The organism is Streptomyces sp. NBC_01197 (assembly GCF_036010505.1).
In the GTDB taxonomy this organism is placed as follows: domain Bacteria; phylum Actinomycetota; class Actinomycetes; order Streptomycetales; family Streptomycetaceae; genus Streptomyces.
In genome coordinates this window covers 6,426,513-6,447,083 of the sequence record NZ_CP108569.1, presented here as the reverse complement: position 1 = coordinate 6,447,083, position 20,571 = coordinate 6,426,513, and the positions used below count along the sequence as shown (strand labels likewise).

Annotated in this window: 18 protein-coding genes; 4 read left to right on the top strand and 14 right to left on the bottom strand. The window is 71.3% G+C overall.

Annotated features, from left to right (window positions below):
- Window positions 1–49: 49 nt before the first annotated feature.
- The 6 genes from cobT to OG452_RS29605 all read right to left on the bottom strand — a co-directional run bounded on the left by cobT (window position 50) and on the right by OG452_RS29605 (window position 8,778).
- Window positions 50–3,694: a nicotinate-nucleotide--dimethylbenzimidazole phosphoribosyltransferase gene (gene cobT, locus OG452_RS29630; RefSeq protein ID WP_327298621.1), complete on the bottom strand. Its 3,645-nt coding sequence runs from the start codon at window positions 3,692–3,694 to the stop codon at window positions 50–52.
- Between the two features lie 309 nt (window positions 3,695–4,003).
- Window positions 4,004–5,179 (bottom strand): precorrin-6y C5,15-methyltransferase (decarboxylating) subunit CbiE, encoded by a 1,176-nt coding sequence (cbiE, locus tag OG452_RS29625; protein WP_327298620.1) that lies wholly within the window; start codon window positions 5,177–5,179, stop codon window positions 4,004–4,006.
- Between the two features lie 168 nt (window positions 5,180–5,347).
- Entirely contained in the window at window positions 5,348–5,995 is a 648-nt protein-coding gene (locus tag OG452_RS29620; protein WP_327298619.1) for a GNAT family N-acetyltransferase, read from the bottom strand.
- Between the two features lie 143 nt (window positions 5,996–6,138).
- Complete coding sequence (locus OG452_RS29615; protein WP_327298618.1) at window positions 6,139–6,999, bottom strand: MetQ/NlpA family ABC transporter substrate-binding protein; 861 nt, start codon at window positions 6,997–6,999, stop codon at window positions 6,139–6,141.
- Window positions 7,000–7,072: 73 nt separating this feature from the next.
- Window positions 7,073–7,744, bottom strand: coding sequence for a methionine ABC transporter permease (locus OG452_RS29610; RefSeq protein ID WP_327298617.1), 672 nt, complete (start codon window positions 7,742–7,744; stop codon window positions 7,073–7,075).
- A complete protein-coding gene (locus OG452_RS29605; protein ID WP_327298616.1) occupies window positions 7,741–8,778 on the bottom strand; it encodes a methionine ABC transporter ATP-binding protein in 1,038 nt (345 codons plus the stop codon). Before OG452_RS29605 ends, OG452_RS29610 begins: the two co-directional genes overlap by 4 nt.
- A 596-nt stretch (window positions 8,779–9,374) precedes the next feature.
- Between OG452_RS29605 and OG452_RS29600 the strand changes: the two genes are divergently transcribed.
- Entirely contained in the window at window positions 9,375–9,734 is a 360-nt protein-coding gene (locus tag OG452_RS29600; protein WP_327298615.1) for a hypothetical protein, read from the top strand.
- A gap of 2 nt (window positions 9,735–9,736) precedes the next feature.
- Window positions 9,737–10,150 (top strand): hypothetical protein, encoded by a 414-nt coding sequence (locus OG452_RS29595; protein ID WP_327298614.1) that lies wholly within the window; start codon window positions 9,737–9,739, stop codon window positions 10,148–10,150.
- A 24-nt stretch (window positions 10,151–10,174) separates the two neighbouring features.
- On the opposite strand, the gene OG452_RS29590 is transcribed toward OG452_RS29595, so the two are convergent.
- The 3 genes from OG452_RS29590 to OG452_RS29580 form a co-directional block, all read right to left on the bottom strand.
- Window positions 10,175–10,675 carry a GNAT family N-acetyltransferase gene (locus tag OG452_RS29590; RefSeq protein ID WP_327299825.1) on the bottom strand — a complete coding sequence of 167 codons (501 nt, stop codon included), beginning with the start codon at window positions 10,673–10,675 and terminating at the stop codon, window positions 10,175–10,177.
- A 36-nt stretch (window positions 10,676–10,711) separates the two neighbouring features.
- Window positions 10,712–11,206, bottom strand: coding sequence for a sigma-70 family RNA polymerase sigma factor (locus OG452_RS29585; RefSeq protein ID WP_327298613.1), 495 nt, complete (start codon window positions 11,204–11,206; stop codon window positions 10,712–10,714).
- Window positions 11,207–11,281: 75 nt separating this feature from the next.
- A complete protein-coding gene (locus OG452_RS29580; protein WP_327298612.1) occupies window positions 11,282–12,430 on the bottom strand; it encodes a glycerophosphodiester phosphodiesterase in 1,149 nt (382 codons plus the stop codon).
- A gap of 225 nt (window positions 12,431–12,655) precedes the next feature.
- Here OG452_RS29580 and OG452_RS29575 point away from each other — a divergent pair, with 225 nt between their 5' ends.
- The gene (locus OG452_RS29575) at window positions 12,656–13,330 is read left to right on the top strand and encodes a lysophospholipid acyltransferase family protein (RefSeq protein WP_327298611.1); all 675 of its coding nucleotides are present in this window, start codon (window positions 12,656–12,658) and stop codon (window positions 13,328–13,330) included.
- 132 nt (window positions 13,331–13,462) lie between these two features.
- On the opposite strand, the gene OG452_RS29570 is transcribed toward OG452_RS29575, so the two are convergent.
- Both OG452_RS29570 and OG452_RS29565 read right to left on the bottom strand, forming a co-directional pair.
- Window positions 13,463–14,992, bottom strand: a complete 1,530-nt coding sequence (locus tag OG452_RS29570; RefSeq protein ID WP_327298610.1) for an MFS transporter — start codon at window positions 14,990–14,992, stop codon at window positions 13,463–13,465.
- Complete coding sequence (locus tag OG452_RS29565) at window positions 14,989–15,540, bottom strand: TetR/AcrR family transcriptional regulator (RefSeq protein WP_327298609.1); 552 nt, start codon at window positions 15,538–15,540, stop codon at window positions 14,989–14,991. Before OG452_RS29565 ends, OG452_RS29570 begins: the two co-directional genes overlap by 4 nt.
- 162 nt (window positions 15,541–15,702) lie before the next feature.
- On the opposite strand from OG452_RS29565, the gene OG452_RS29560 reads away from it, so the two are divergent.
- Window positions 15,703–16,647 carry a ribose-phosphate diphosphokinase gene (locus OG452_RS29560; protein ID WP_327298608.1) on the top strand — a complete coding sequence of 315 codons (945 nt, stop codon included), beginning with the start codon at window positions 15,703–15,705 and terminating at the stop codon, window positions 16,645–16,647.
- Window positions 16,648–16,677: 30 nt separating this feature from the next.
- Here the strand turns inward: OG452_RS29560 and OG452_RS29555 are convergent, their stop codons facing one another.
- From OG452_RS29555 to OG452_RS29545, 3 genes are all read right to left on the bottom strand, one after another.
- On the bottom strand, window positions 16,678–17,649 hold the full coding sequence (locus OG452_RS29555) for an aldo/keto reductase (RefSeq protein ID WP_327298607.1): 972 nt from the start codon (window positions 17,647–17,649) through the stop codon (window positions 16,678–16,680).
- A 126-nt stretch (window positions 17,650–17,775) separates the two neighbouring features.
- Window positions 17,776–19,203, bottom strand: coding sequence for an argininosuccinate lyase (gene argH / locus OG452_RS29550; protein ID WP_327298606.1), 1,428 nt, complete (start codon window positions 19,201–19,203; stop codon window positions 17,776–17,778).
- 123 nt (window positions 19,204–19,326) lie between these two features.
- A complete protein-coding gene (locus tag OG452_RS29545) occupies window positions 19,327–20,520 on the bottom strand; it encodes an argininosuccinate synthase (RefSeq protein WP_327298605.1) in 1,194 nt (397 codons plus the stop codon).
- Between the last annotated feature and the right edge of the window lie 51 nt (window positions 20,521–20,571).

The window sequence follows — 20,571 nt, the reverse complement described above, 5'->3', positions numbered from 1 at the left end:
TTGAGGGGCCGGGATCAGCGATCCCGGCCCCTCAACCCGTTCACTGCGGCTACTTCTCGGTGACACCCGCGGAGTCGAAGGTGGCCACTTCGTGCATCGCCCTGGCCGCGCTCTGGACGACCGGCAGCGCCAGCAGCGCCCCGGTCCCCTCGCCGAGGCGGAGATCGAGATCGACCAGCGGGCGCAGGCCCAGCTTGTTGAGCGCGGCGACATGGCCGGGCTCCGCGCTGCGGTGGCCCGCGATGCAGGCGGCCAGTGCCTCGGGCGCGATGGCGCGGGCGACCAGTGCGGCGGCTCCGGCGCTCACGCCGTCCAGGATCACCGGCGTACGCAGCGAGGCGCCGCCGAGCAGGAATCCGGCCAGCGCGGCGTGTTCGAGGCCGCCTACCGCCGCGAGGACGCCGATCGGGTCGGCCGGGTCGGGCTGGTGGAGTTCAAGGCCGCGCCGGACGACATCGACCTTGCGGGCGTGCATCTCGTCGTTGATGCCGGTGCCGCGACCGGTGACCTCGCTGGGGTCCTGGCCGGTGTAGATGCAGATCAGTGCGGCGGAGACGGTGGTGTTGGCGATGCCCATCTCACCGGTGAGCAGCACCTTGTTGCCCGCTGCGACCAGATCGCGGGCCGTCTCGATGCCGACCTCGATGGCGGAGAGCACTTCCTCGCGGGTGAGCGCGGGGCCCGTGGTGAAGTCGGCGGTCCCGGCGCGGACCTTGCGCGGCAGCAGGCCCGGTGTGGCCGGGAGTTCGCCGGCCACCCCGACGTCCACGACGCAGACCTCGGCGCCGACCTGGTTGGCGAAGGCGTTGCAGACCGCGCCGCCGCCGAGGAAGTTGGCCACCATCTGGCAGGTCACTTCCTGCGGCCATGCGGTGACGCCCTGGGCGTACACCCCATGGTCCCCGGCGAAGATCGCGACCGCCGCGGGTTCGGGGATCGGCGGCGGGCACATCCGGGAGAGACCGCTGAGCTGTGCGGAGATGATCTCCAGCATCCCCAGGGCGCCGGCGGGCTTGGTCATCCGCTTCTGGCGGTCCCACGCCTCACCGAGCGCCTTGGCGTCCAGCGGCCGGATGTTGGTGATGGTGTCCTGGAGCAGGTCGTGCGGATCCTCACCGGGCAGCGCGCGGCGGCCGTACGTCTCCTCGTGGACGACCCAGGAGAGCGGGCGGCGCTTGGACCAGCCCGCCTGCATCAGCTCGGGCTCCTCGGGGAACTCGTCGACGTAGCCCACGCAGAGGTAGGCCACGACTTCGAGGTGTTCGGGCAGGCCGAGGGCGCGGACCATCTCGCGCTCGTCGAAGAAGCTGACCCAGCCGACGCCGAGGCCCTCGGCGCGGGCGGCGAGCCAGAGGTTCTCGACGGCGAGTGCGGAGGAGTACGGCGCCATCTGCGGCTGGGTGTGCCGACCGAGGGTGTGGCGGCCGCCCCGGGTCGGGTCGGCGGTGACGACGATGTTCACCGGAGTGTCGAGGATGGCCTCGATCTTCAGTTCCTTGAACTGCTTGGCGCGGCCCTTGGGGAGGGACTTGGCGTACGCCTCGCGCTGGCGCTGGGCCAGTTCGTGCATCGAACGGCGGGTCTCGGCCGAGCGGATGACGACGAAGTCCCAGGGCTGCGAGTGGCCGACGCTCGGCGCGGTGTGCGCGGCTTCGAGCACCCGTAGCAGAACCTCGTGCGGGATGGGGTCGCTGCGGAAGCCGTTGCGGATGTCGCGGCGCTCCCGCATGACCCGCAGGACGGCTTCGCGCTCGGCGTCGTCGTAACCGGGGGCGGCGGCCGTGACGGGCTGGGCCTCGGCCGGCTGCTGCTCGGCCTCGGCGGTGCCGGGGGCCTCGGCGTCCTCGGTGGGCTGCTGCTCGGCGTCGGGCTGTTCCGAGCCGGTGGCCGCGTCTGGGTGTGCGTCGACGGGTTGTCCGGCGGCGGGGTGCTCCTGGACGGGCGCCGCTGCGGCTACGGGCTGCGCCCCGGCGGGCCGTTCGGCGACGGGCGCCGCTTCGGGCTGCGCGTCGGCGGGGAACGGCTGGGCTTCGGGGGGCAGTACGGGCTCGGCGGCCGGAACCGGTGCGGTCGGCCCGGCGGCTTCGGGGGCTGCGTCGGGGGCGGTTGCGGCTTCGGCGGCGGCTTCCGTTCCGACTGCCGCCTGGGGCTCGACGGCGAGTGCCGCGGCCTCCGCGAGGGCTGCTGCCTCCGCGGGCTCTGCTGCGGCCGGAGCGACCGCGGTCGCGGAGTGGGCGAGCGGCTCGTCGGAGACGGCACCGGCCGGTGCAACGGCGGGGGTTTGCGCCTCGGCCAGTACGTCCGGTCCGGCCGGGGTCTGCGGTTCGGCCTGCCCCGCGGGGTCCGTCTGCGGCTCGGGTGCGGGCAACTGCTGCTCAGCGGCTGCGCTGTTGCGGGGGGCGGGCACCGGGGCCACGGCCGGGGTGCGGGGAAGCTGCTCCCCGGCCTCTATGGGTACGGCTTCGGCGGCTGGTACGGGCGCCACCGCGCTCCCCGGCTCCACGACGTCGGTACCGGCTGCTGCCGCCTCCGCCTCCGCAGCGGCGGCGACCGGCTCAGGCCAGGCCTGCGGTACGGGCTCCGGGGCGGGCACGGCCACGGCTTCCGGCGCCGACTCCGCCACCGGTACGGGCTCCGCCACCGGGCCGGGCGCCTGCCCAGCGGCCTGACCGGCCACCTGCTCCACCACCGGTTCGGCCGCTGCCGGGAATTCCGTCTCCGGAACCGGTACGGCCGACTCGGCCGGGGCCGCTTCCGGCTGGGGTCCGGCTGCCTCTCCGGCGTCCGGTGCCGCTTCGGCCACCGGCTGCTCCGGCCCGGCGGTCTCCGGTGCCGTCGGGACGGCGACCGGGGTCGGGGCCAGATGCGGCGCGGACGGCAGTGAACCCTCGACCGGGACGAAGCGGCCCATCGAGTCCTGCGCGGCGGCGGGCTCGGCCGGGGCCTCCGGCAGCACCGGCGCGGGAGCGGCCTGGGCCTGTGCGGCGAGCGGCTCGGGAGCGGCCGTTTCCGCTGTGTCGGCCGGGGCCGCGGGGAATTCATGGGACTGCGGCTCGGGCTGGGGTGTCTGCGCGGGCGGTCCGGGCTGCACGGCGACGGCCGGGTCCTGCGCCACCGGCTCGGGGCGCGGCGTCCACGGAGCGGCCTGCGGCGGGATCTCCCCCAACTGCGGTCCGGGCAGCACCTCGGCCTCGTCGCGCGGGAAGTCCAGATACTCGGGCCCGAGCGTCTGCGGACCGCCGTCGGAAACCGGAGCGGGCTGCGGCGGGGCCGTGGTCGGGCCGCGGTCGGCCAGCGAGCGCACCACACCACCGGTGGCGTCGGGCACGGGCGGACCCATGTGCAAAGGCCTGCGCGGCGGCGGGGTCGGCTGCGGCTCGGCCTGGGCGCGTACGGCGCCCACGTCCACGGAGCCCGAGTCGCGTCCACCCGTCTCGTGCGCACCCGGTTCGGGCAGCTGAGCTGCGGCGGCCTGCGGCTGGAACTGAGCCTGGAACTGCGGCTGCCCCTGCGGCTGGTGGGGCTCACTCCACGCGCCCTGCGCGCCGGGCATCAGCAGCAGATCGTCGTCCTCGGCGGGGCTCTCCGGGGAGTCGGGGAAGGCGTAGGCACCGGGGGTGGGGACGCCCTGCTGCTCCACCATGCCTGCGTTCCCCGGCTGTCCCTCGGCCGGGATCTGGCCGGTGTCGGTCATGCGTACCCCTTGCCCATCCATAGTGCTCCTTCAGCCCTTTACCGGGTCGCCCGTACTGAGAGAACGAGCGGGCACGCCGTGCGGTGCGAAAGGCCTGCGGACACTCAGTATTGTCACGGCCGTTCGACGCCGCGCAGGGATTCCCGCCACGGTCCGCTGTGGGCTGCGCCACGTTGCGCGTCCCCGGTGCCGCCGTACCACACCGGACCCAAAACGGTTCCTTTTTCCGGACATTGGCGAACGAAGCGCCGAACCTCCAGCTGCGGTACAACAGTCGGCCAGCCTACCCCGCGCCGTCCCGGAGCAGGGTCAGGGGCCACTGTCCGGACGGCGGCCCGACACCAGGAAGACGACCGAGCGCTCGCGCTCCGCCCAGGAGCGGGTGTCCAGGTCGACGGATTGCAGCAGGGCGCACTCCACCAGGTAGCCGCCCTCCGCCAGAGCCGCCCCGAGTGCCTCGGCCTCGTCGCGGGTGGACGCGTGGGTGACGATGCGTCCGGGTCTGCGGTCGGCGCATCCGGTGACAACTGCCACTCCCCCGCCGCCGATCCGGACCACGTCGGGCTGCGGCAGCCGCTCCAGTACCTGGGGTGCCTGCCCGTGGATGACCTGGAGCTGGACGCCGAAGCGGTGTGCGGCCGCGTCCGTACGGACACAGTTCTCGCGGTCGGCGTCGACCGCGATGACGGCGGCGCCGAACCGGGCCGCCTCGACGGCCAGCGCCCCGCTGCCCGAGCCGATGTCCCAGACCAGGTCGCCGGTGCGCGGGCCGAGCCTGGCCAGCTGGGCGGCGCGCAGTCCGGCGTGCTCACCCTCGCTGAGCCCTTCGCCGTACTCGGCGGCCGGCAGCGCCCAGCCGCGGACCGCAGGGGCGTCCGCGGGGCCGCCGCCGATGACGATGACGACGTTGGGGTCGCGCCAGGTGTGGTCGGCCGCCTTGTCGGAGGTGAGGACGGTGACCTGCTCGCGCGTGGTGCCCAGTTCCTCGCAGATGACGAAGGTGCGGTGGACCCCTTCGAGGAGCAGCGCGAGTTCTGCGGGCCCCGCGCCGGGCGAGGTGAGGACGGCGACCTTGGGGTGCGCCCGGCAGACGTTGACCGCGCGCCGCAGTGTACGCGGGTGTGCGACGACGACCTCGGCGTCGTCCCACGGCATCCCGGCGCGGGCGAAGGCCGAGGCGACGGACGAGACGGCGGGGACGACCTCGACCTCAAGGCCGTACTCCGGGGCGCGCAGGGTGCGGACGACTCCGTGGAAGCCGGGGTCGCCGTCGGCGAGCACCACGGCAGTGCCGCGGTGTCCGGCGATCCGGCGGGCGGCCAGGCTCACGCTGCCGAGCCTGATCCGCTCCGCGCCGGGCGGCACTTCGGGGAGTGCGAGGTGGTGGGCGGCTCCGGCCACCAGCGTGGCCGCGGAGAGAGCGGACCTGGCGGCTGCGGTCAGGGGCGAGCCGTCCCAGCCGATCACCGTGATCCGGTCGGCCATCGTCGTCAGTCTCCTGGTGTTGTCGCGCGGCGGGTTCAGACTTCTGCCGGTGCCCGGGCAGCAGTCCTGCCCGGAAATGTGCCGGTGGGGCAAGGGATGAACCGGGCTGCGGAGCGGAACAGCGAGCACCGCGAGGTTACCCGCTGCGGCCGGTGGCGGACGAGCGGGTCAGTTCCAGTCGTTGAAGGCGCCGTACCCGTTGGCGTCGGCCAGCTGGTCGGCGACCCCCTCCAGGTCCTCGGGGAGCAGGCTCCACACGATGAGGTCCGTGCGGATGTCGGTCCAGCCGCCGTCCGTGCCGTTCTCGGTGCGGGTGCGCGCTATCCAGGCGTTGCGCAGCACACCCTCGCTGATGCAGCCGATCTTCTGGGCGACCTGCTGCGCCGCGGTGTTGTCCGCCGGGGTGCGCAGCTCGATGCGCTCGAACCGCTGATCGCGGAAGAGCCACTGCGCGACGGCGAGCACCGACTCGGTGGCGTACCCCTCGCCGCGCGCCCAGGGGGCCGTGATGTAGCGGACCTCGGTGGCCCTCGTGCGCCAGTTGGTGGCGCGCAGATGGACGGTGCCGACCAGCCGGTGGGTGAGGAACTCCGTGACGGCGAGGACGATCCCGCGCCCGGCGGTGCGCTCAGCGGGGGCGATCCTGCGCACCCAGCGCTCACCGTCGATGTGCTGGTAGGGGTGGGGCGCCGTGGTCCAGGCCGTGACCGCCTCGTCGTTCATCATGTCGGCCAGCGGCGGGATGTCCGCCTCCTCGAAGGGGCGCAGCACCAGCCGGTCCGTGCTGATGGAGATGTCCGGGAAGGTGGTCGTCATGCGCTGCTCCATGGCCAGGGACCGACGTAAAGCCACAGCATGCAGCATGGGGACCGGGCGCCGCATGGCCGGGTGGCGGCGGGAGGCCCCGCATACCACGTGAGGGTACGCGGGGCCTCCCGCCGGCAGGAACCGTAGGAGCGTCAGGGCTTGACGGCCCCGAATGCCGGGATGACCGCGCCCTGGTACTTGTCGTCGATGAACTTCTTCACCTGCGGGGAGTTGAGGAGCTTCGCCAGCTTCTCGACGCGCGGGTCCTTCTCGCTCCCCTTCTTGACGACGAGGAGGTTGGCGTACGGGTTGCCGGCCGCCTTCTCCAGGACGAGCGCGTCCTTGGCGGGCTTGAGCTTGGCGTCGATCGCGTAGTTGCCGTTGATGACGGCGGCGTCGACGCTGTCCAGGGCGCGGGGCAGCGTGGCGGCCTCCAGCTCCTTGAACTTCAGGCCCTTGCTGTCCTTGATGTCGGCGAGGGTCGCCCCGCTGCCCACACCGCTCTTGAGGGTGATCAGCCCGTTGTCCGCGAGCAGCTTGAGCGCACGGCCCTCGTTGGTGGTGTCGTTGGGGACGGCCACGGTCTGCCCGGACTTGACGGACTTGAGGTCCTTGTCCTTCTTCGAGTACAGGCCCAGCGGCTCCAGGTGCACGCTGACGACGGGGACCAGGTCGGTGTGGTTCTTCTTGTTGAAGTCGTCGAGATACGGCTTGTGCTGGAAGAAGTTGGCATCGACCTGGCCGGTCTGGGTTGCCGTGTTGGGCAGGACGTAGTCCGTGAACTCCTTGACCTGGAGCTTGAGCCCGGCCTTGGCCGCCAGGTGGGTCTTGACGAAGTTGAGGATGTCGGCGTGCGGGACGGGCGAGGCGGCGACGACGAGCGGCTTGCTCGTGTCGGCCTTCGCTCCCTCGGGCTTGCTCGACGGGTCGGACGAGGTGCCGCAGGCGGTGAGGCCGATGGCCAGAGCGGCGACGGCGGCTGCGGACGCGGATATCTTGCGGGAGTTACGCACGAAAAGTGCCTCTTTCCAGTGGTGCGGGATGTCGCCCGGACAAGGAGTGCGGGCTGTGAGCGGAGGAGAAGGTCTATGCGGAGGTGCGCCCCCGGCGTGCCAGCAGGCGTACGGCTCCGTCGCCGATCAGCTGGATCACGGTGACGATCACCACCAGCACGATCACGGTCGCGATCATGAAGCTGTTCTCGAAGCGCTGGTATCCGTAGGTGATCGCCTTGGACCCGAGCCCCTCGCCGCCGACCGCGCCGGCCATCGCCGAGTACCCGATGAGCACGATGACGGTGGTGGTGACCGCCGAGACCAGGGACGGCAGCGCCTGCGGCAGCAACACCTTCCTGACGATGGTCGGGACACTGCCGCCCATCGACTGGACCGCCTCGACCAGGCCGTGGTCGACCTCGCGTACGGCCGTTTCGACGAGCCGGGCGAAGAAGGGGATGGCGCCGATCGCCAGCGGGACGATCATCGCGGTGGGGCCGATGAACGTGCCGACGACGAAGGTGGTGAAGGGGATCAGCGCGATCAGCAGGATGATGAAAGGAAGCGAGCGTCCGATGTTCACGATCACGCCGACGACCTTGTTCACCGGTCGGTTCTGGAGCAGCCCGCCCTTGTCGGTGAGGACGAGGAGCACCCCGAGCGGCAGTCCGACGAGGACCGTCACGAGGGTGGCCCACAGGACCATGTAGAGGGTGTCGCTGGTGCCCTGGGAGAGCAGCGGCTGCATCTCGGACCAGTTCACTTGGCGTCCTCCTTGACCAGTGCGGGGTGCTCGGCGCCTGCCACTTCGATCTGGAGGCCCTGTTCGCGGAGGAATCCGATCGGCACGACGTTCTCCTCGAAGGGGCCTGGCAGTTCGATCCGCATCCGGCCGATCTGGTTGCCGCCGACGGTGTCCATCGCTGCGCCCAGGATCGATATATCGATGTTGTACGTACGGGAGAGCTGGGAGATCACGGGGCGGCCCGCGCTCTCCCCGTGGAAGGTGACGTCGATGACCGTACGGTCGGTGCCCGGCAGCGGGCCGCCCACCGGAAACAGCTCGCGTGCGAGTTCGGAGCCGGGCGTCGCCAGGAGTTCGCTGACGGTTCCCGACTCGACGACCCGGCCGCTCTTCATCAGCGCGGCCGAGTCGCAGACGGTCTTGACGACGTCCATCTCGTGCGTGATGAGCAGCACGGTGAGACCGAGCTGCCGGTTGAGGTCGCGCAGCAGCTGCAGGATCGACCGGGTGGTCTCGGGGTCGAGTGCGGAGGTCGCCTCGTCGGAGAGCAGCACCTTGGGGTCGCCGGCCAGTGCGCGGGCGATGCCGACGCGCTGCTTCTGGCCGCCGGAGAGCTGCGCCGGGTAGGACTTCGCGCGGTCGGCGAGGCCGACGAGGTCGAGCAGTTCGAGCGCCTTGCGGGCGCGCTCGCGGCCGGTGACCCCGAGGATCTCCAGCGGCAGTTCGACGTTGGTCTGCACGGTTCGCGAGGACAGCAGGTTGAAGTGCTGGAAGACCATGCCGATCCGGCTGCGGGCCGCCCGCAGTTCCCGGCCGGCGCGGCTGCCGCGGCCGGCGAGCGCGGTGAGGTCGGTGCCGTCGACGGTCACGGTGCCGGATGTGGGGCGTTCGAGGAGGTTGACGCAGCGGATGAGCGAGGACTTTCCGGCGCCGCTCTGGCCGATGACGCCGAATACCTCGCCCTCGCGGACGTGCAGATCGACGCCGTCCAGGGCGGTGACCTCACGGCCGCGCGAGGCATAGACCTTCGTCAGGCCGGTAGTGGTGATCACAGATTTTCCGTCACTGTCGAGTGCGCGGCGCGGAGTCCGCCGGCACGGGGCATTCATCTGGAAGCGCGGCACGGCCGTAACGGTGGTGACCGGAAGGCTTTCGTGCGCGTGACCGGGCGGCTGCCGTGTCCGCGATGGTGCGGAGGCGGGCGGCCCGGCTCTCGGTCCCGCTTCGGGGCGCGGGCAGGGACCCTCAGAAGGCGCGCATTCGACACATACAACGAGCACCGGGCGTGCTGATCGCCTCGGTCGCAAGGGTGCGGCTGCTCGTCGTGGTCATGCGGGCAAGTAAAGCAGAAGTGAGGATGACCCGGGCACGCTTGTCCGTATAACGGACGGCCGTGGACGTACTGCGGGACAGCCGCCCGCCACCCGCGAAACGGTTCCGACCTGCGGCGACACCGTACGGAGCGGAGCGCGGGCGGTTGGCGCGCACGGACCGCGGGGGGTCTGCGCTGTGGCCAAGGCCACGAGCTTGATCGCGGCCGGGCGCCGGGGCCGCGCGGGGAGGGTCCCGCGACCACGGGGGCGAGCGGCCGAGTTCCGCCCCGGGGCCGCGCGCGGGGGGCGCTCCGCGCCGTAATACCCTCAGCTCCATGCTTTTCGCCCTGACGGTCGCGGTCATCGTGGCCGCGCTCGCCCTCGCCGCCTGGTGCGGTTACGCCGCCTACCGGGACCAGCCCACGAAGGACTGGCACTTCATCGGTATGGCCGTCGTCTCGGTCCTGGCCCTGGCGCAGCTGGTGATCGGCATCGTGCAGCTGGCCCGCGGCGAGCAGCCCGAGCAGGGCAAGGCGATCTTCATCGCGTACTTGATCGGCGCCTTCGCCGCTGTGCCCGCCGCCGGGTTCCTCTCGCTGACCGAGCGGACCCGCTGGGGATCGGTGACGGTCGTCGCGGGCGCGGTGGTCCTGGCCGTGCTGGAAGTCCGGCTCTACGACATCTGGGGAAACTGACGATGACCACAGCTGAGGAGAAGCCCCGGTACGAGCTGGGCACCGGTCCCGGCCGGGTACTCGTCTGGTTCTACGGGGTGTTCACGGTCGCGGCGGCCTCCCGCTCGGTCGTCCAGATGATCATGGACTTCGGGAAGGCGCCGCTGGCCTACTCGCTGTCGGCCGTGGCGGCCCTGGTGTACGGCTTCATCACCTACTCGCTGGTGCGCGGCGGTGAGAAGGCCCGCCGGGCGGCGCTGGTGTGCTGCGCCGCCGAGCTGGTCTTCGTCCTGGTCGTCGGCAGCTGGACGCTGGCCTCTCCCGGCTCGTTCCCGGACGCCACGGTCTGGTCGGACTACGGGATGGGCTACCTCTTCATCCCGGTGATCCTTCCGGTGCTGGGCATGCTGTGGCTGCGCAGGGCCGCCAGGCGCTGACGCCCCCACGCAACACGGCCCGGGTCAGGCGCTCTTCACATACGCGCCGGCCCCGGCCTCCTTCTCCAGCGTCACCACCGGAACCGCGCCGGTGCGCTCGGTCGAGACCGGTACGTATCCGTGGCTGCGGTACAACCGCAGATTGCCCTCGCTCCGGTGGCCGGTGAACAGCTGGAAGCGCCGGGCGGCCGGGTCAGCCGCGAACTTGCCCTCGATGGCGGTGAGCAGCCGGCCGCCGATGCCGTGCCGCTGCATCCTCGGATGGACGATCAGCTTGGCTATCCGGGCCGTGCCCGACGCGTCCACCCCGCCGCGTACCGAGGCCACCACCTCGTCACCCAGGCGCGCCACCAGCCCGTGGCCTCCGGCGAGTTCGGCCCGCAGCGCGTCGAGGGTCTGGGTGAGCGGCTCGATGGAGTAGTCGCCGTAGAGCTCGGCCTCGCTCTGGTAACACAGGTACTGGAGTTTCAGAATCTGCTCGGCGTCCTGCGCGGTCGCCGCTGAGATGGTCACGCTCATGCCCATGTGCGCATGCCTCCCGCTCACCTGTTCACCGGATGTCTAACGCTCCTTTCCCCATCGGTCCCCGCCCGCAACCTCCGCCGTCAGCATTCTCCGCAGACATCCAAGACATCGGGAACGAACCGGCCCAAGACTCCCCTGTGACATACCCAACTCCCCTGCGATCTCCCGGTAGGTGGGGTCTGCGGGCGAAAGCATCGCGGTGAGCAGCCGGGGGCAGCGCCCGGGCGTCCGGCTCACGGCCGCCCGCACCGCGCGGCGCCGCTCGGCGGCGAGCACGGCGCGCTCGGGCCGGGCCTCGGGGTCCGCGTACGGCTCGACGGCGTACGGCAGTTCCCGCCTGGCCCGCCGCCGCGCCCGGCGCGCCTCGGCCCGTACGGCGGAACGGACCCAGCGCCGGGGTTCGGCGGGGGTCTGTTCCAGCAGCCTTACCCAGACGGCCTGTTCGAGATCGGCGGGGTCCACTCCGGCCGCGGCGGCTTCGGCTGCCGCCTCGGCCGCGAGCAGCGGGCTCAGTTCGGTGACGAGATCCATGCCGGGCGGGACGCGGCCGCCGCCGGGCGCGGTTGCCCCGGCGGCGGTATCTCACCCGTACGGGAAGGAGAGGGATCAGCGGCCGCGGTGGTCGGCGGCCGCGAGCAGCGCCGTGTCCGCGTTGTCGGAGAAGACCCCGTCGATGCCCGTCGCGAAGTACGCCCGGAACGCGCCGAAGGCGTCGCCGTAGGCGTTCGGGTCCGTACCGCGCCGGAAGTCCGCGGGCAGGAAGGTGTTCTCGTTGCGCATCGTGTACGGGTGGAGGAGCAGGCCCTGCGCATGGGCGTCCCGTACCAGGGTGGTCGGCTCGGTGAGCCGGCCGTCCTGGTCCTTCGGGATGACCGAGTCGAGCGTGGGGCCGATGCCCTGGGCGTAGGAGGCGATCCACTCCAGGCCCGCCGGTGTCTGGAGGTCGGCGACCGTGCGCGGGTCCCCCGACCGCACGAAGTCCCAGGGCCGGCTCGCCGGATCGGAGAGCAGCACGATGCCCGGGGTGCCGGCGAGCCGGGCGAGGCGCTGGATGGAGCCCGGCTCGAAGGACTGGACGAACTGCGGGGAACCTCGCCGGTCCCGGCCGTACTTGCGCAACAGTGCGACCAGGCGCTCCTCAAGACCGAGGCCGAGCCCGCGGAAGTAGGTGGGGTGCTTGGTCTCGGTGTAGAGCCAGACCGGCCGGCCGCGCTCGCGGCCCTTCTGCTCCGCCCAGCGCAGCACCTCTTCGAAGGTGGGGACCGGCCAGCGGCCGTCGTAGAGCGTGTTGTGCTGGCGATTGGCCGGAATGCGCTCCTTGGCCCGCAGCGTCCGGAGTTCGGCGAGGGTGAAGTCCTCGGTGAACCATCCGGTGACCGCCGTCCCGTCGACCGACTTCGTGGTCCTGCGGTCCGCGAACCGCGGGTGCGCCGAGACGTCCGTGGTCGCGGAGATGTCGTTCTCATGACGGCAGACGAGGTGCCCGTCCCTGGTGGGCACCAGGTCCTGCTCGATGATGTCGGCGCCGAGGTCGAGAGCGTGCTGGTACGAACCGAGCGTGTGCTCGGGGCGGTAGCCCGCCGTCCCGCGGTGACCGATGACCGTGGGCACGGGCAGGTCCTTGTATGAGGCGCCGTGGCCGGGGCCCGGCGCTGCGGCGTTCGCCGTACCGGAGAGCCCAAGCGCGGCCGTGCCGAGCACCGCCGCGCCGAGCAGTGTGCGCCGTCCGGGTCCTGTCTGTCCGTCTTGTGACATGGGCACTCCTCGCTGTGATGTCCCGCACCTGCCGACGCTGAAGGGCCCGATGGTAGGGAGTTGCGCCTAACGTGGGGTGGAACAGCGCAGAACACGGCTCGAACTCGCGTCAACACGGCGCATCAATGGGGTGAACCCGATGTGCGCCTTGCCACAGCGCGCGAGTACCGTACCGACCTGCACATACTTCACCGTGGCCGCCCAGCCCCGACTCCGGAGGAACCGTTGTCCCGACTCGCACTCATCAAGGCAGTGCTCGGACCGATCATGCGTCTGATGTTCCGCCCGCGGGTGGAGGGCGCCGAGAACATCCCCGGGACGGGTCCGGTCATCCTCGCCGGCAATCACCTCACGTTCATCGACTCGATGATCATGCCGATCTGCCTCCAGCGGCAGGTCTTTTTCATCGGCAAGGACGAGTACGTCACGGGCAAGGGCCTGAAGGGCCGTCTGATGGCCTGGTTCTTCACCGGTGTCGGGATGATCCCGGTGGACCGCGACGGCGGACGCGGCGGTGTCGCCGCCCTGATGACCGGCCGTCAGGTGCTGGAGGACGGCAAGGCGTTCTCCATCTACCCGGAGGGCACCCGCTCCCCCGACGGCCGGCTGTACCGCGGCCGTACGGGCATCGCGCGACTCACGCTGATGACGGGCGCGCCCGTGGTGCCGTTCGCGATGATCGGTACGGACAAGCTCCAGCCGAACGGCTCGGGCCTGCCGCGACCCGGCAAGGTCACGGTCCGCTTCGGTGAGCCGATGGAGTTCTCGCGCTACGACGGCATGGACCGCGACCGCTATGTGCTGCGCGCGGTCACGGACTCGGTGATGGCCGAGGTCATGCGTCTCTCCGGTCAGGAGTACGTCGACATCTACGCCACGAAGGCGAAGGCCGCCGCCTGACCCGGCGCCCCTGGTACTTGCGGCGGAGGGCCACACCGGAACGCTCCGGTGTGGCCCTCCGCCGTAAGTACCAGGCCATATGCGCCAGGCCGTCTGGATCAGGCCGTATGTATCAAGGGGCGCCGGTCTCCGTCACATGCCGAGCTTCTGCCCCCTGAGCAGGAACCACGACGTCACCGCGGTGGCGAACAGGACGACGGAGCCCACCGCGGCAGCCGCCTGGAAGCCGTGCGTGAAGGCCTCCTGGGCGGAGGAGATCAGCGCGGTTGCCTGGTCGTGCGGCAGGGTCTTCGCCGTCTCGACGGCGCCGCCGAGCGACTCATGGGCCGCGACGGCGGCGTCGGCGGGGACCCCGTGCGGGATGGAGAAGCCCCGGTAGATCCCGGTGACCACGGAGCCGAGCAGGGCGATCCCCAGCGCCGTACCCAGTTCGTACGCGGTCTCGGACACGGCGGACGCCGCGCCCGCCTGGTCCTTGGGGACGCTGGAGAGCAGGACGTCGGAGGTCACGGTGAAGGCCAGGCCCGCTCCGAGCCCGCCGAAGAACAGGGCAAGGCCCAGCCCCACCACACCGGTCGAGGCACTGACCCACACACAGCCCGCGAGGGCCACCGCGACCGCCGTCAGACCGCCGGCCACCGCGCTGCGGACCGAAGCCCGGCGTGCCACGTAGCCGGCCATCAGCCCGGTGCCGACCGCTCCCACCGCGGCGGGGAGTTCGATCAGCCCGGCGGCCAGCGGGGAGCGCCCCTGCACCAGCTGGAGGAACTGCGAGAGGAAGAAAACCAGACCGGAGAGGCCGAGAATGGTCAGCAGATCGGCCAGGACCGCGCCGGAGAAGCCGCGGTGGTGGAAGAGCCGCATGTCGAGCAGCGGCGATTCCAGGGTCAGCTGGCGACGGGAGAACCAGAGCAGGGCCAGCACACCGACGAGCCCGGCCGCCAGGTTGTCCCAGTGGAAACCGTTGGCCGCCGCCTCCTTCACCGCGTACACCACGGCCATCACGCCGACCAGTGAGAGGCCCACACTGGGCAGGTCCCACGGGCCGGGGTGCGGGTCGCGCGACTCGGGCAGCACCTTGATGCCGACCAGGACGAGCACCAGCATCACCGGCAGGTTGATGAGGAAGACCGAGCCCCACCAGAAGTTCTCCAGCAGGAACCCGCCGACCACCGGGCCGACCGCGGTACCGGCCGAAGCGGCCGCGCCCCAGATCCCGACGGCGAGGCTGCGCTCCTTCGGGTCGTGGAAGATGTTGCGGATCAGCGCGAGGGTGGACGGCATCAGCGTGGCGCCCGCGACGCCGAGCAGCGCCCGGGCGGCGATCATCATCTCGGGGCTGTTCGCGTAGGCGTTCAGCACGGAGACCCCGCCGAAGGCGACAGCACCGCTGAGCAGCAGTTTCTTGCGGCCGATCCGGTCTCCGAGGCTGCCCATGGAGACCAGCAGCCCCGCGATGACGAACGAGTAGATGTCGCCGATCCACAGCAGTTGGGTGCCCGACGGCTTGAGGTCCTCGCTCAGGAAGGGTGTCGCCAGGCCGAGCACCGTCGCGTCGACCGCGACCAGCAGCACGGCGAGTACGAGCACACCGAGGGCGAGCCAGCGGCCGGGGCCGCTGGTGGCCCCGGAGTCGTTCGTCCGCCGGGTGGTACCGGTCATTGCTCCACGCTCCGTTGTGCGCCGCCGAGCAGCAACTCGGCGATCATGTAAGAGAAGTCATTTGCCGCCACCCGGCCGTCCTGTATCGCCCAGGCGCAGGTGCCGATGAGCCCGTAGAACGCCTCGGTCAGCCAGGCGGGGGTGAGGTCGATCCGGAGCTCCCCGGCCTCCTGGCCGCGCCGGAAGAGGGCGCAGACCCGGGCGTCGAGCCGGGCCCAGCCCTCGTTCACCCCTTCGCCCTCGAAGAGTTCGTTCTCGGTGACGAGGAAGGCGAGCAGCCCGGCGGCGGGCTGGACCTCGGCGATCAGGCGCCGCAGCGCCTCCACGGCCGGTCCCTCGTCGGTCCTGGCCGCGTCGAGCGCTGCCTCGAACTCCGCGATGCCGAACTCCTCCAGGGCCCTGACCAGCGCGTCCCGGCCGGCGAAGTGCCGGTGGAGGGTGGCCCTGCCGATGCCGGCGGCCCTGGCGACCTCGTCCATGGTGGCGGTCGCCTTACGGGTGAGCAGGGTGGCGGCGGTGCGCAGCACCTGGTCCCGGTCGACAGTCATGAGACAACCATAACCACAATGAGACAGCCATGTCTCACCGAGATCGGCCAGTAGCATGGGCGCGATACGCCGGTCCGACGGAAAAATTCGATGACACTCCGACGGACTCCGACGGAACTCCGACGGCGCTTCGTCGGAACTCGACCATTCAAGGAGCGGTTCGTGCGAGACATCGCTGTGTTCAGCGGTAGCGCCCACCCCGAATTGGCCGAGGAGGTCACCGCGCATCTGGGCGTACCCCTGAGCCCGGTGCGGGTCAACCGGTTCGCCAACGACTGCCTGGAGGTCCAGCTCCAGGCCAACTGCCGTGAACGCGACGTCTTCCTGATCCAGCCCCTGGTCACCCCGGTGCAGGAGAACCTTGTCGAGCTGCTGCTGATGTGCGACGCGGCCCGTGGCGCGTCGGCCGGCCGGATCACCGTGGTGATGCCGCACTACGCCTACGCCCGTTCGGACAAGAAGGACGCGCCGCGGATCTCCATCGGGGGCCGGCTGGTGGCCGACCTGCTGGTGAACTCCGGGGCGAGCCGGGTGCTGGCGCTGACCCTGCACTCGCCCCAGGTGCACGGGTTCTTCTCGGTGCCGGTGGACCATCTGCACGCCCTGCGCGAGCTGGCCGCGCACTTCCGCGGCTACGACGTCTCGCGCACCACGGTCGTCTCGCCGGACCTCGGCAACGCCAAGGAGGCGGCGGCCTTCGCGCGGATGCTGGGCGTACAGGTGGCGGCGGGCGCCAAACAGCGTTTCGCCGACGACCGGGTGGCCATCAGCTCCGTCATCGGCGAGGTCGCGGGGCGCGACGTCATCGTGCTGGATGACGAGATCGCCAAGGGCAGCACCGTACTGGAACTCCTCGACCGGCTCCGCGAGTTGGGAGCCAGGTCGATCCGGGTGGCCTGTACGCACGGGCTCTTCGCCGCCGGAGCGCTCAGGCGGCTCTCGGACCAGCCCGATGTGCTGGAGATCGTCTGCACGAACACCGTGCCGATACCGCCCGGTGAGCACACCGACAAGCTCACGGTCCTCTCCATCGCCCCGGCGCTGGCCGAGGCGATGCGGCGGATCCACAACGGCGAATCCGTGAGCGCGCTCTTCGACCCGTCCTGAGCGCGTGAGGCGAAGACCGGCTCCGGGCCGTCAGTGCCAGGGCAGTTTCGCCCGCTCCTCCCAGTACGCGGCGGGCTCCTCCCGCAGTCCGGCCAGCCGCTCCAGCTGCTCGTCGCCGACGTCGGCCACCGCCGCGTGCAGGTTGGCCGACAGCTGTACGGCGGTGGCCGCCCCGGAGAGCACCACCGTCGCCCAGGGCCGGCGCAGGATCGCGGCCAGCGCGACGGCGTCGGGGGTCGTACCGGTCTCCTCGGCGATGTCCCGCAGCGGGGCGGGCGCGGCGCGGCCGGCGAGACGGCCGTTGGCCACCGCCTCCTTGACGATCACGGAGAGCCCCGCCTCGTGGGCCTCCGCCAGTGCCTCTCCCACCGAGGGGTCCAGCAGGTTGTAGGTGCTCTGCACCGCGCGGAAGAGCGGTTCGCCGTCGACCGTGACGCCGAGCGCGGCCCGGACGGTGTCCGCCTGGGCGGGGCCGCTGGTGGAGAACCCGATGGTCACCCCGTCCGCCGCGAGTGCGGCAAGCCGGGCGTGCAGTCCGGTGTCGGTCAGGGCCGGACTGTCGGCGGTCAGGGAGTGGATCTGGTAGAGGTCGAGCCGTTCCCCGAGCAGCGTCCCGGTCTCGGTGCGCTGCCGGTCGAAGGTGGCGGCGCTGTGGTCCTTGACCTCGTGGACCTCGGCGTCGGTGCGCCAGTCGGCGGTGTAGGTGTACCCCCACTTGCTGCCGATCACGACGTCCTGGACGGCGGGCCTGGCGTGCAGCCACTCGGCGAGGAACTCCTCGGCACGGCCGTAGGAGCGCGCGACGTCGAAGTAGCGCACGCCCTGCGCGTAGGCGGCGTCCAGGAGTTCATGCGTACGGGCGAGCATGGTCTCCGGGGTGCGGTCGGCGGGCAGGTCCTGGTCGCGGCCGAGGTTGATGTAGCCCGGCCTGCCCACGGCTGCCAGACCGAGTCCGATGTGGGCCGTGGGGGTGGTCGCTGCCGTGAGGCGGGCGAAGGGCATCGGGGGCTCCCTGCGCGGTTCGGGGGATGCGGTCCCTGACACCCCTACCCACGATCACGCACGACAGCGCCCGGCACCCGGGTGGAGGTGCCGGGCGCTGTCGGCCCCGGTGGCGGAGCGGAAGAGCTACTTCTTCGCCGCTGCCCAGGCGTGCTGGATGACCAGATTCGCCTTGACCTCGATGAGCTGTGCCGCGACCGCCGAGGGTGCGGTGCCGCCGCGACCGCTGCGGGAGGCCAGCGCGCCGGGGACGTCGAGCACCGTACGGACCTCGGGGGTCAGATGCTCGGAGATCTTCGCGAACTGCTCGTCCGTGAGCTGGTCGAGCTCGACGCCGTGCCGCTCGCACTCCTTGACGCACTCACCGGCGACCTCGTGGGCGACCCGGAACGGCACACCCTGCCTGACCAGCCACTCGGCGATGTCGGTGGCGAGCGAGAAGCCCGCGGGCGCCAGCTCCTCCAGCCGCTCGCGGTGCACGGTCAGGGTCGCCATCATGCCGGTGAAAGCGGGAAGCAGGACCTCCAGCTGGTCGCAGGAGTCGAAGACCGGCTCCTTGTCCTCCTGGAGGTCGCGGTTGTACGCGAGCGGCAGCGCCTTGAGGGTGGCAAGCAGCCCCGTCAGATTGCCGATCAGCCGGCCGGACTTGCCGCGCGCCAGCTCCGCGATGTCCGGGTTCTTCTTCTGCGGCATGATCGACGAGCCGGTCGAGAAGGCGTCGTGGAGGGTGACGAAGGAGAACTCCTTCGTGTTCCAGATGATGATCTCCTCGGCGATCCGGGAGAGGTTGACGCCGATCATCGCCGTGATGAAGCCGAACTCGGCGGCGAAGTCCCGCGAGGCGGTGCCGTCGATCGAGTTTCCGGCCGAGCCGCGCTCGAAGCCGAGGTCCGCCGCGACCGCTTCGGGGTCGAGCCCCAGCGAGGACCCGGCGAGCGCCCCCGACCCGTACGGCGAGACCGCGGTGCGGTCGTCCCACTGGCGCAGCCGCTCGGCGTCCCGGGCCAGCGACTGGACGTGGGCCAGCACATGATGGGCGAAGAGGACGGGCTGGGCGTGCTGGAGGTGGGTGCGGCCGGGCATCGCCACGTCCGGGTGCGCCTCGGCGAGGCCGACCAGCGCGTCCTGGAGACCGGCGATCAGACCGCCGATGGTCCGGGCGTGGTCGCGGAGGTACATCCGGAAGAGGGTGGCGATCTGGTCGTTGCGGGACCGGCCCGCCCGCAGCTTGCCGCCGAGGTCTGGACCGACGCGCTCCAGGAGTCCGCGCTCCAGCGCGGTGTGGACGTCCTCGTCGGCGACGGTGCCGGTGAACGATCCGTCGGCGACGTCCGCAGCCAGCCGGTCGAGTCCGTCCTGCATCCGGTCCAGTTCGTCCACCGTGAGCAGCCCGGCCGTGTGCAGCGCGCGGGCGTGGGCGCGGGAGCCGGCGATGTCGTACGGGGCGAGCCGCCAGTCGAAGTGGACGGAGGCGGACAGCTGGGCCAGCGCCTCGGCGGGGCCGTCGGCGAATCGGCCGCCCCAGAGCCGGACGTCACCGGTGTTGCTGCTCACTGAGTTGCTCCTCAAGAGGGTCGGGATGCGCGGCAGCCCCCAAGGCCTCAAGGCCAGGGGGGACCCCCACCCCGCCGCGGAGGATCGGGGAGGCGGCCGCCGTACGAGTCGGGTCGGGTCGGGTCAGCCCAGGTCGCGCTTGGCCGCGATCTTCGCGGAGAGGCCGAAGATCTCGATGAAGCCCTGCGCCTTGGACTGGTCGAAAGTATCGCCCGAGTCGTAGGTCGCCAGGTTGAAGTCGTACAGGGACTCACTGGACTTACGGCCGGTGACGGTGGCGCGGCCGCCGTGCATCGTCATCCGGATGTCGCCTGTGACGTGCTGGTTGGCCTCGTTGATGAAGCCGTCCAGGGCGCGCTTGAGCGGGGAGAACCACAGGCCGTCGTAGACCAGCTCGCCCCAGCGCTGCTCGACCTGCCGCTTGTATCGGGCCAGTTCGCGCTCGACCGTGACGTTCTCCAGCTCCTGGTGGGCGGTGATCAGCGCGATGGCGCCGGGCGCCTCGTAGATCTCCCGGGACTTGATGCCGACGAGCCGGTCCTCGACCATGTCGATCCGGCCGATGCCCTGGGCGCCGGCCCGCTCGTTGAGCTGCTGGATCGCCTGCAGGACGGTGACCGGGCTGCCGCCGATGGCTACCGGGACGCCCGCCTTGAAGGAGATGACGACCTCGTCGGCCTCGCGCGGCTCCGCCGGGTTCGCCGTGTACTCGTACACGTCCTCGATCGGCGCGTTCCAGATGTCCTCGAGGAAGCCCGTCTCGACAGCGCGTCCGAAGACGTTCTGGTCGATGGAGTACGGGGACTTCTTGGACGTCGCGATCGGGAGGTCCTTCGCCTCGCAGAAGGCGATGGCCTTGTCGCGGGTCATCGCGTAGTCACGGACCGGCGCGATGCACTTGAGGTCGGGGCCGAGCGCGGTGATGCCGGCCTCGAAGCGGACCTGGTCATTGCCCTTGCCGGTGCAGCCGTGGGCGACCGTGGTGGCGCCGTGCTTCCTGGCGGCGGCGGCGAGGTGCTTGACGATGGTCGGCCGGGAGAGCGCCGAGACCAGCGGATAGCGGTCCATGTAGAGCGCGTTGGCCTTGATCGCCGGGAGGCAGTACTCCTCGGCGAACTCGTCCTTGGCGTCGGCGACCTCGGCTTCGACCGCACCGCAGGCGAGCGCGCGCTTGCGGATGACGTCCAGGTCCTCGCCGCCCTGGCCGACGTCCACCGCAACGGCGATGACCTCGGCGCCCGTCTCCTCGGCGATCCAGCCGATGGCGACAGAGGTGTCCAGGCCTCCCGAGTAGGCGAGTACGACGCGCTCGGTCACGGGCTTCTCCTTACGGGGCGATCACTGGTAGGCATAACTATGCAATGTTCC

What these genes read in the sequence shown, in the direction of transcription:
- OG452_RS29555 (WP_327298607.1), bottom strand. Translation starts at nt 17,649, where the DNA reads ATGCCCTTCGCCCGCCTCACGGCAGCGACCACCCCCACGGCCCACATC.
- OG452_RS29600 (WP_327298615.1), top strand. Translation starts at nt 9,375, where the DNA reads ATGCTTTTCGCCCTGACGGTCGCGGTCATCGTGGCCGCGCTCGCCCTC.
- OG452_RS29590 (WP_327299825.1), bottom strand. Translation starts at nt 10,675, where the DNA reads ATGGGCATGAGCGTGACCATCTCAGCGGCGACCGCGCAGGACGCCGAG.
- cobT (WP_327298621.1), bottom strand. Translation starts at nt 3,694, where the DNA reads ATGACCGACACCGGCCAGATCCCGGCCGAGGGACAGCCGGGGAACGCA.
- cbiE (WP_327298620.1), bottom strand. Translation starts at nt 5,179, where the DNA reads ATGGCCGACCGGATCACGGTGATCGGCTGGGACGGCTCGCCCCTGACC.
- OG452_RS29595 (WP_327298614.1), top strand. Translation starts at nt 9,737, where the DNA reads ATGACCACAGCTGAGGAGAAGCCCCGGTACGAGCTGGGCACCGGTCCC.
- OG452_RS29585 (WP_327298613.1), bottom strand. Translation starts at nt 11,206, where the DNA reads ATGGATCTCGTCACCGAACTGAGCCCGCTGCTCGCGGCCGAGGCGGCA.
- OG452_RS29620 (WP_327298619.1), bottom strand. Translation starts at nt 5,995, where the DNA reads ATGACGACCACCTTCCCGGACATCTCCATCAGCACGGACCGGCTGGTG.
- OG452_RS29580 (WP_327298612.1), bottom strand. Translation starts at nt 12,430, where the DNA reads ATGTCACAAGACGGACAGACAGGACCCGGACGGCGCACACTGCTCGGC.
- OG452_RS29565 (WP_327298609.1), bottom strand. Translation starts at nt 15,540, where the DNA reads ATGACTGTCGACCGGGACCAGGTGCTGCGCACCGCCGCCACCCTGCTC.
- OG452_RS29570 (WP_327298610.1), bottom strand. Translation starts at nt 14,992, where the DNA reads ATGACCGGTACCACCCGGCGGACGAACGACTCCGGGGCCACCAGCGGC.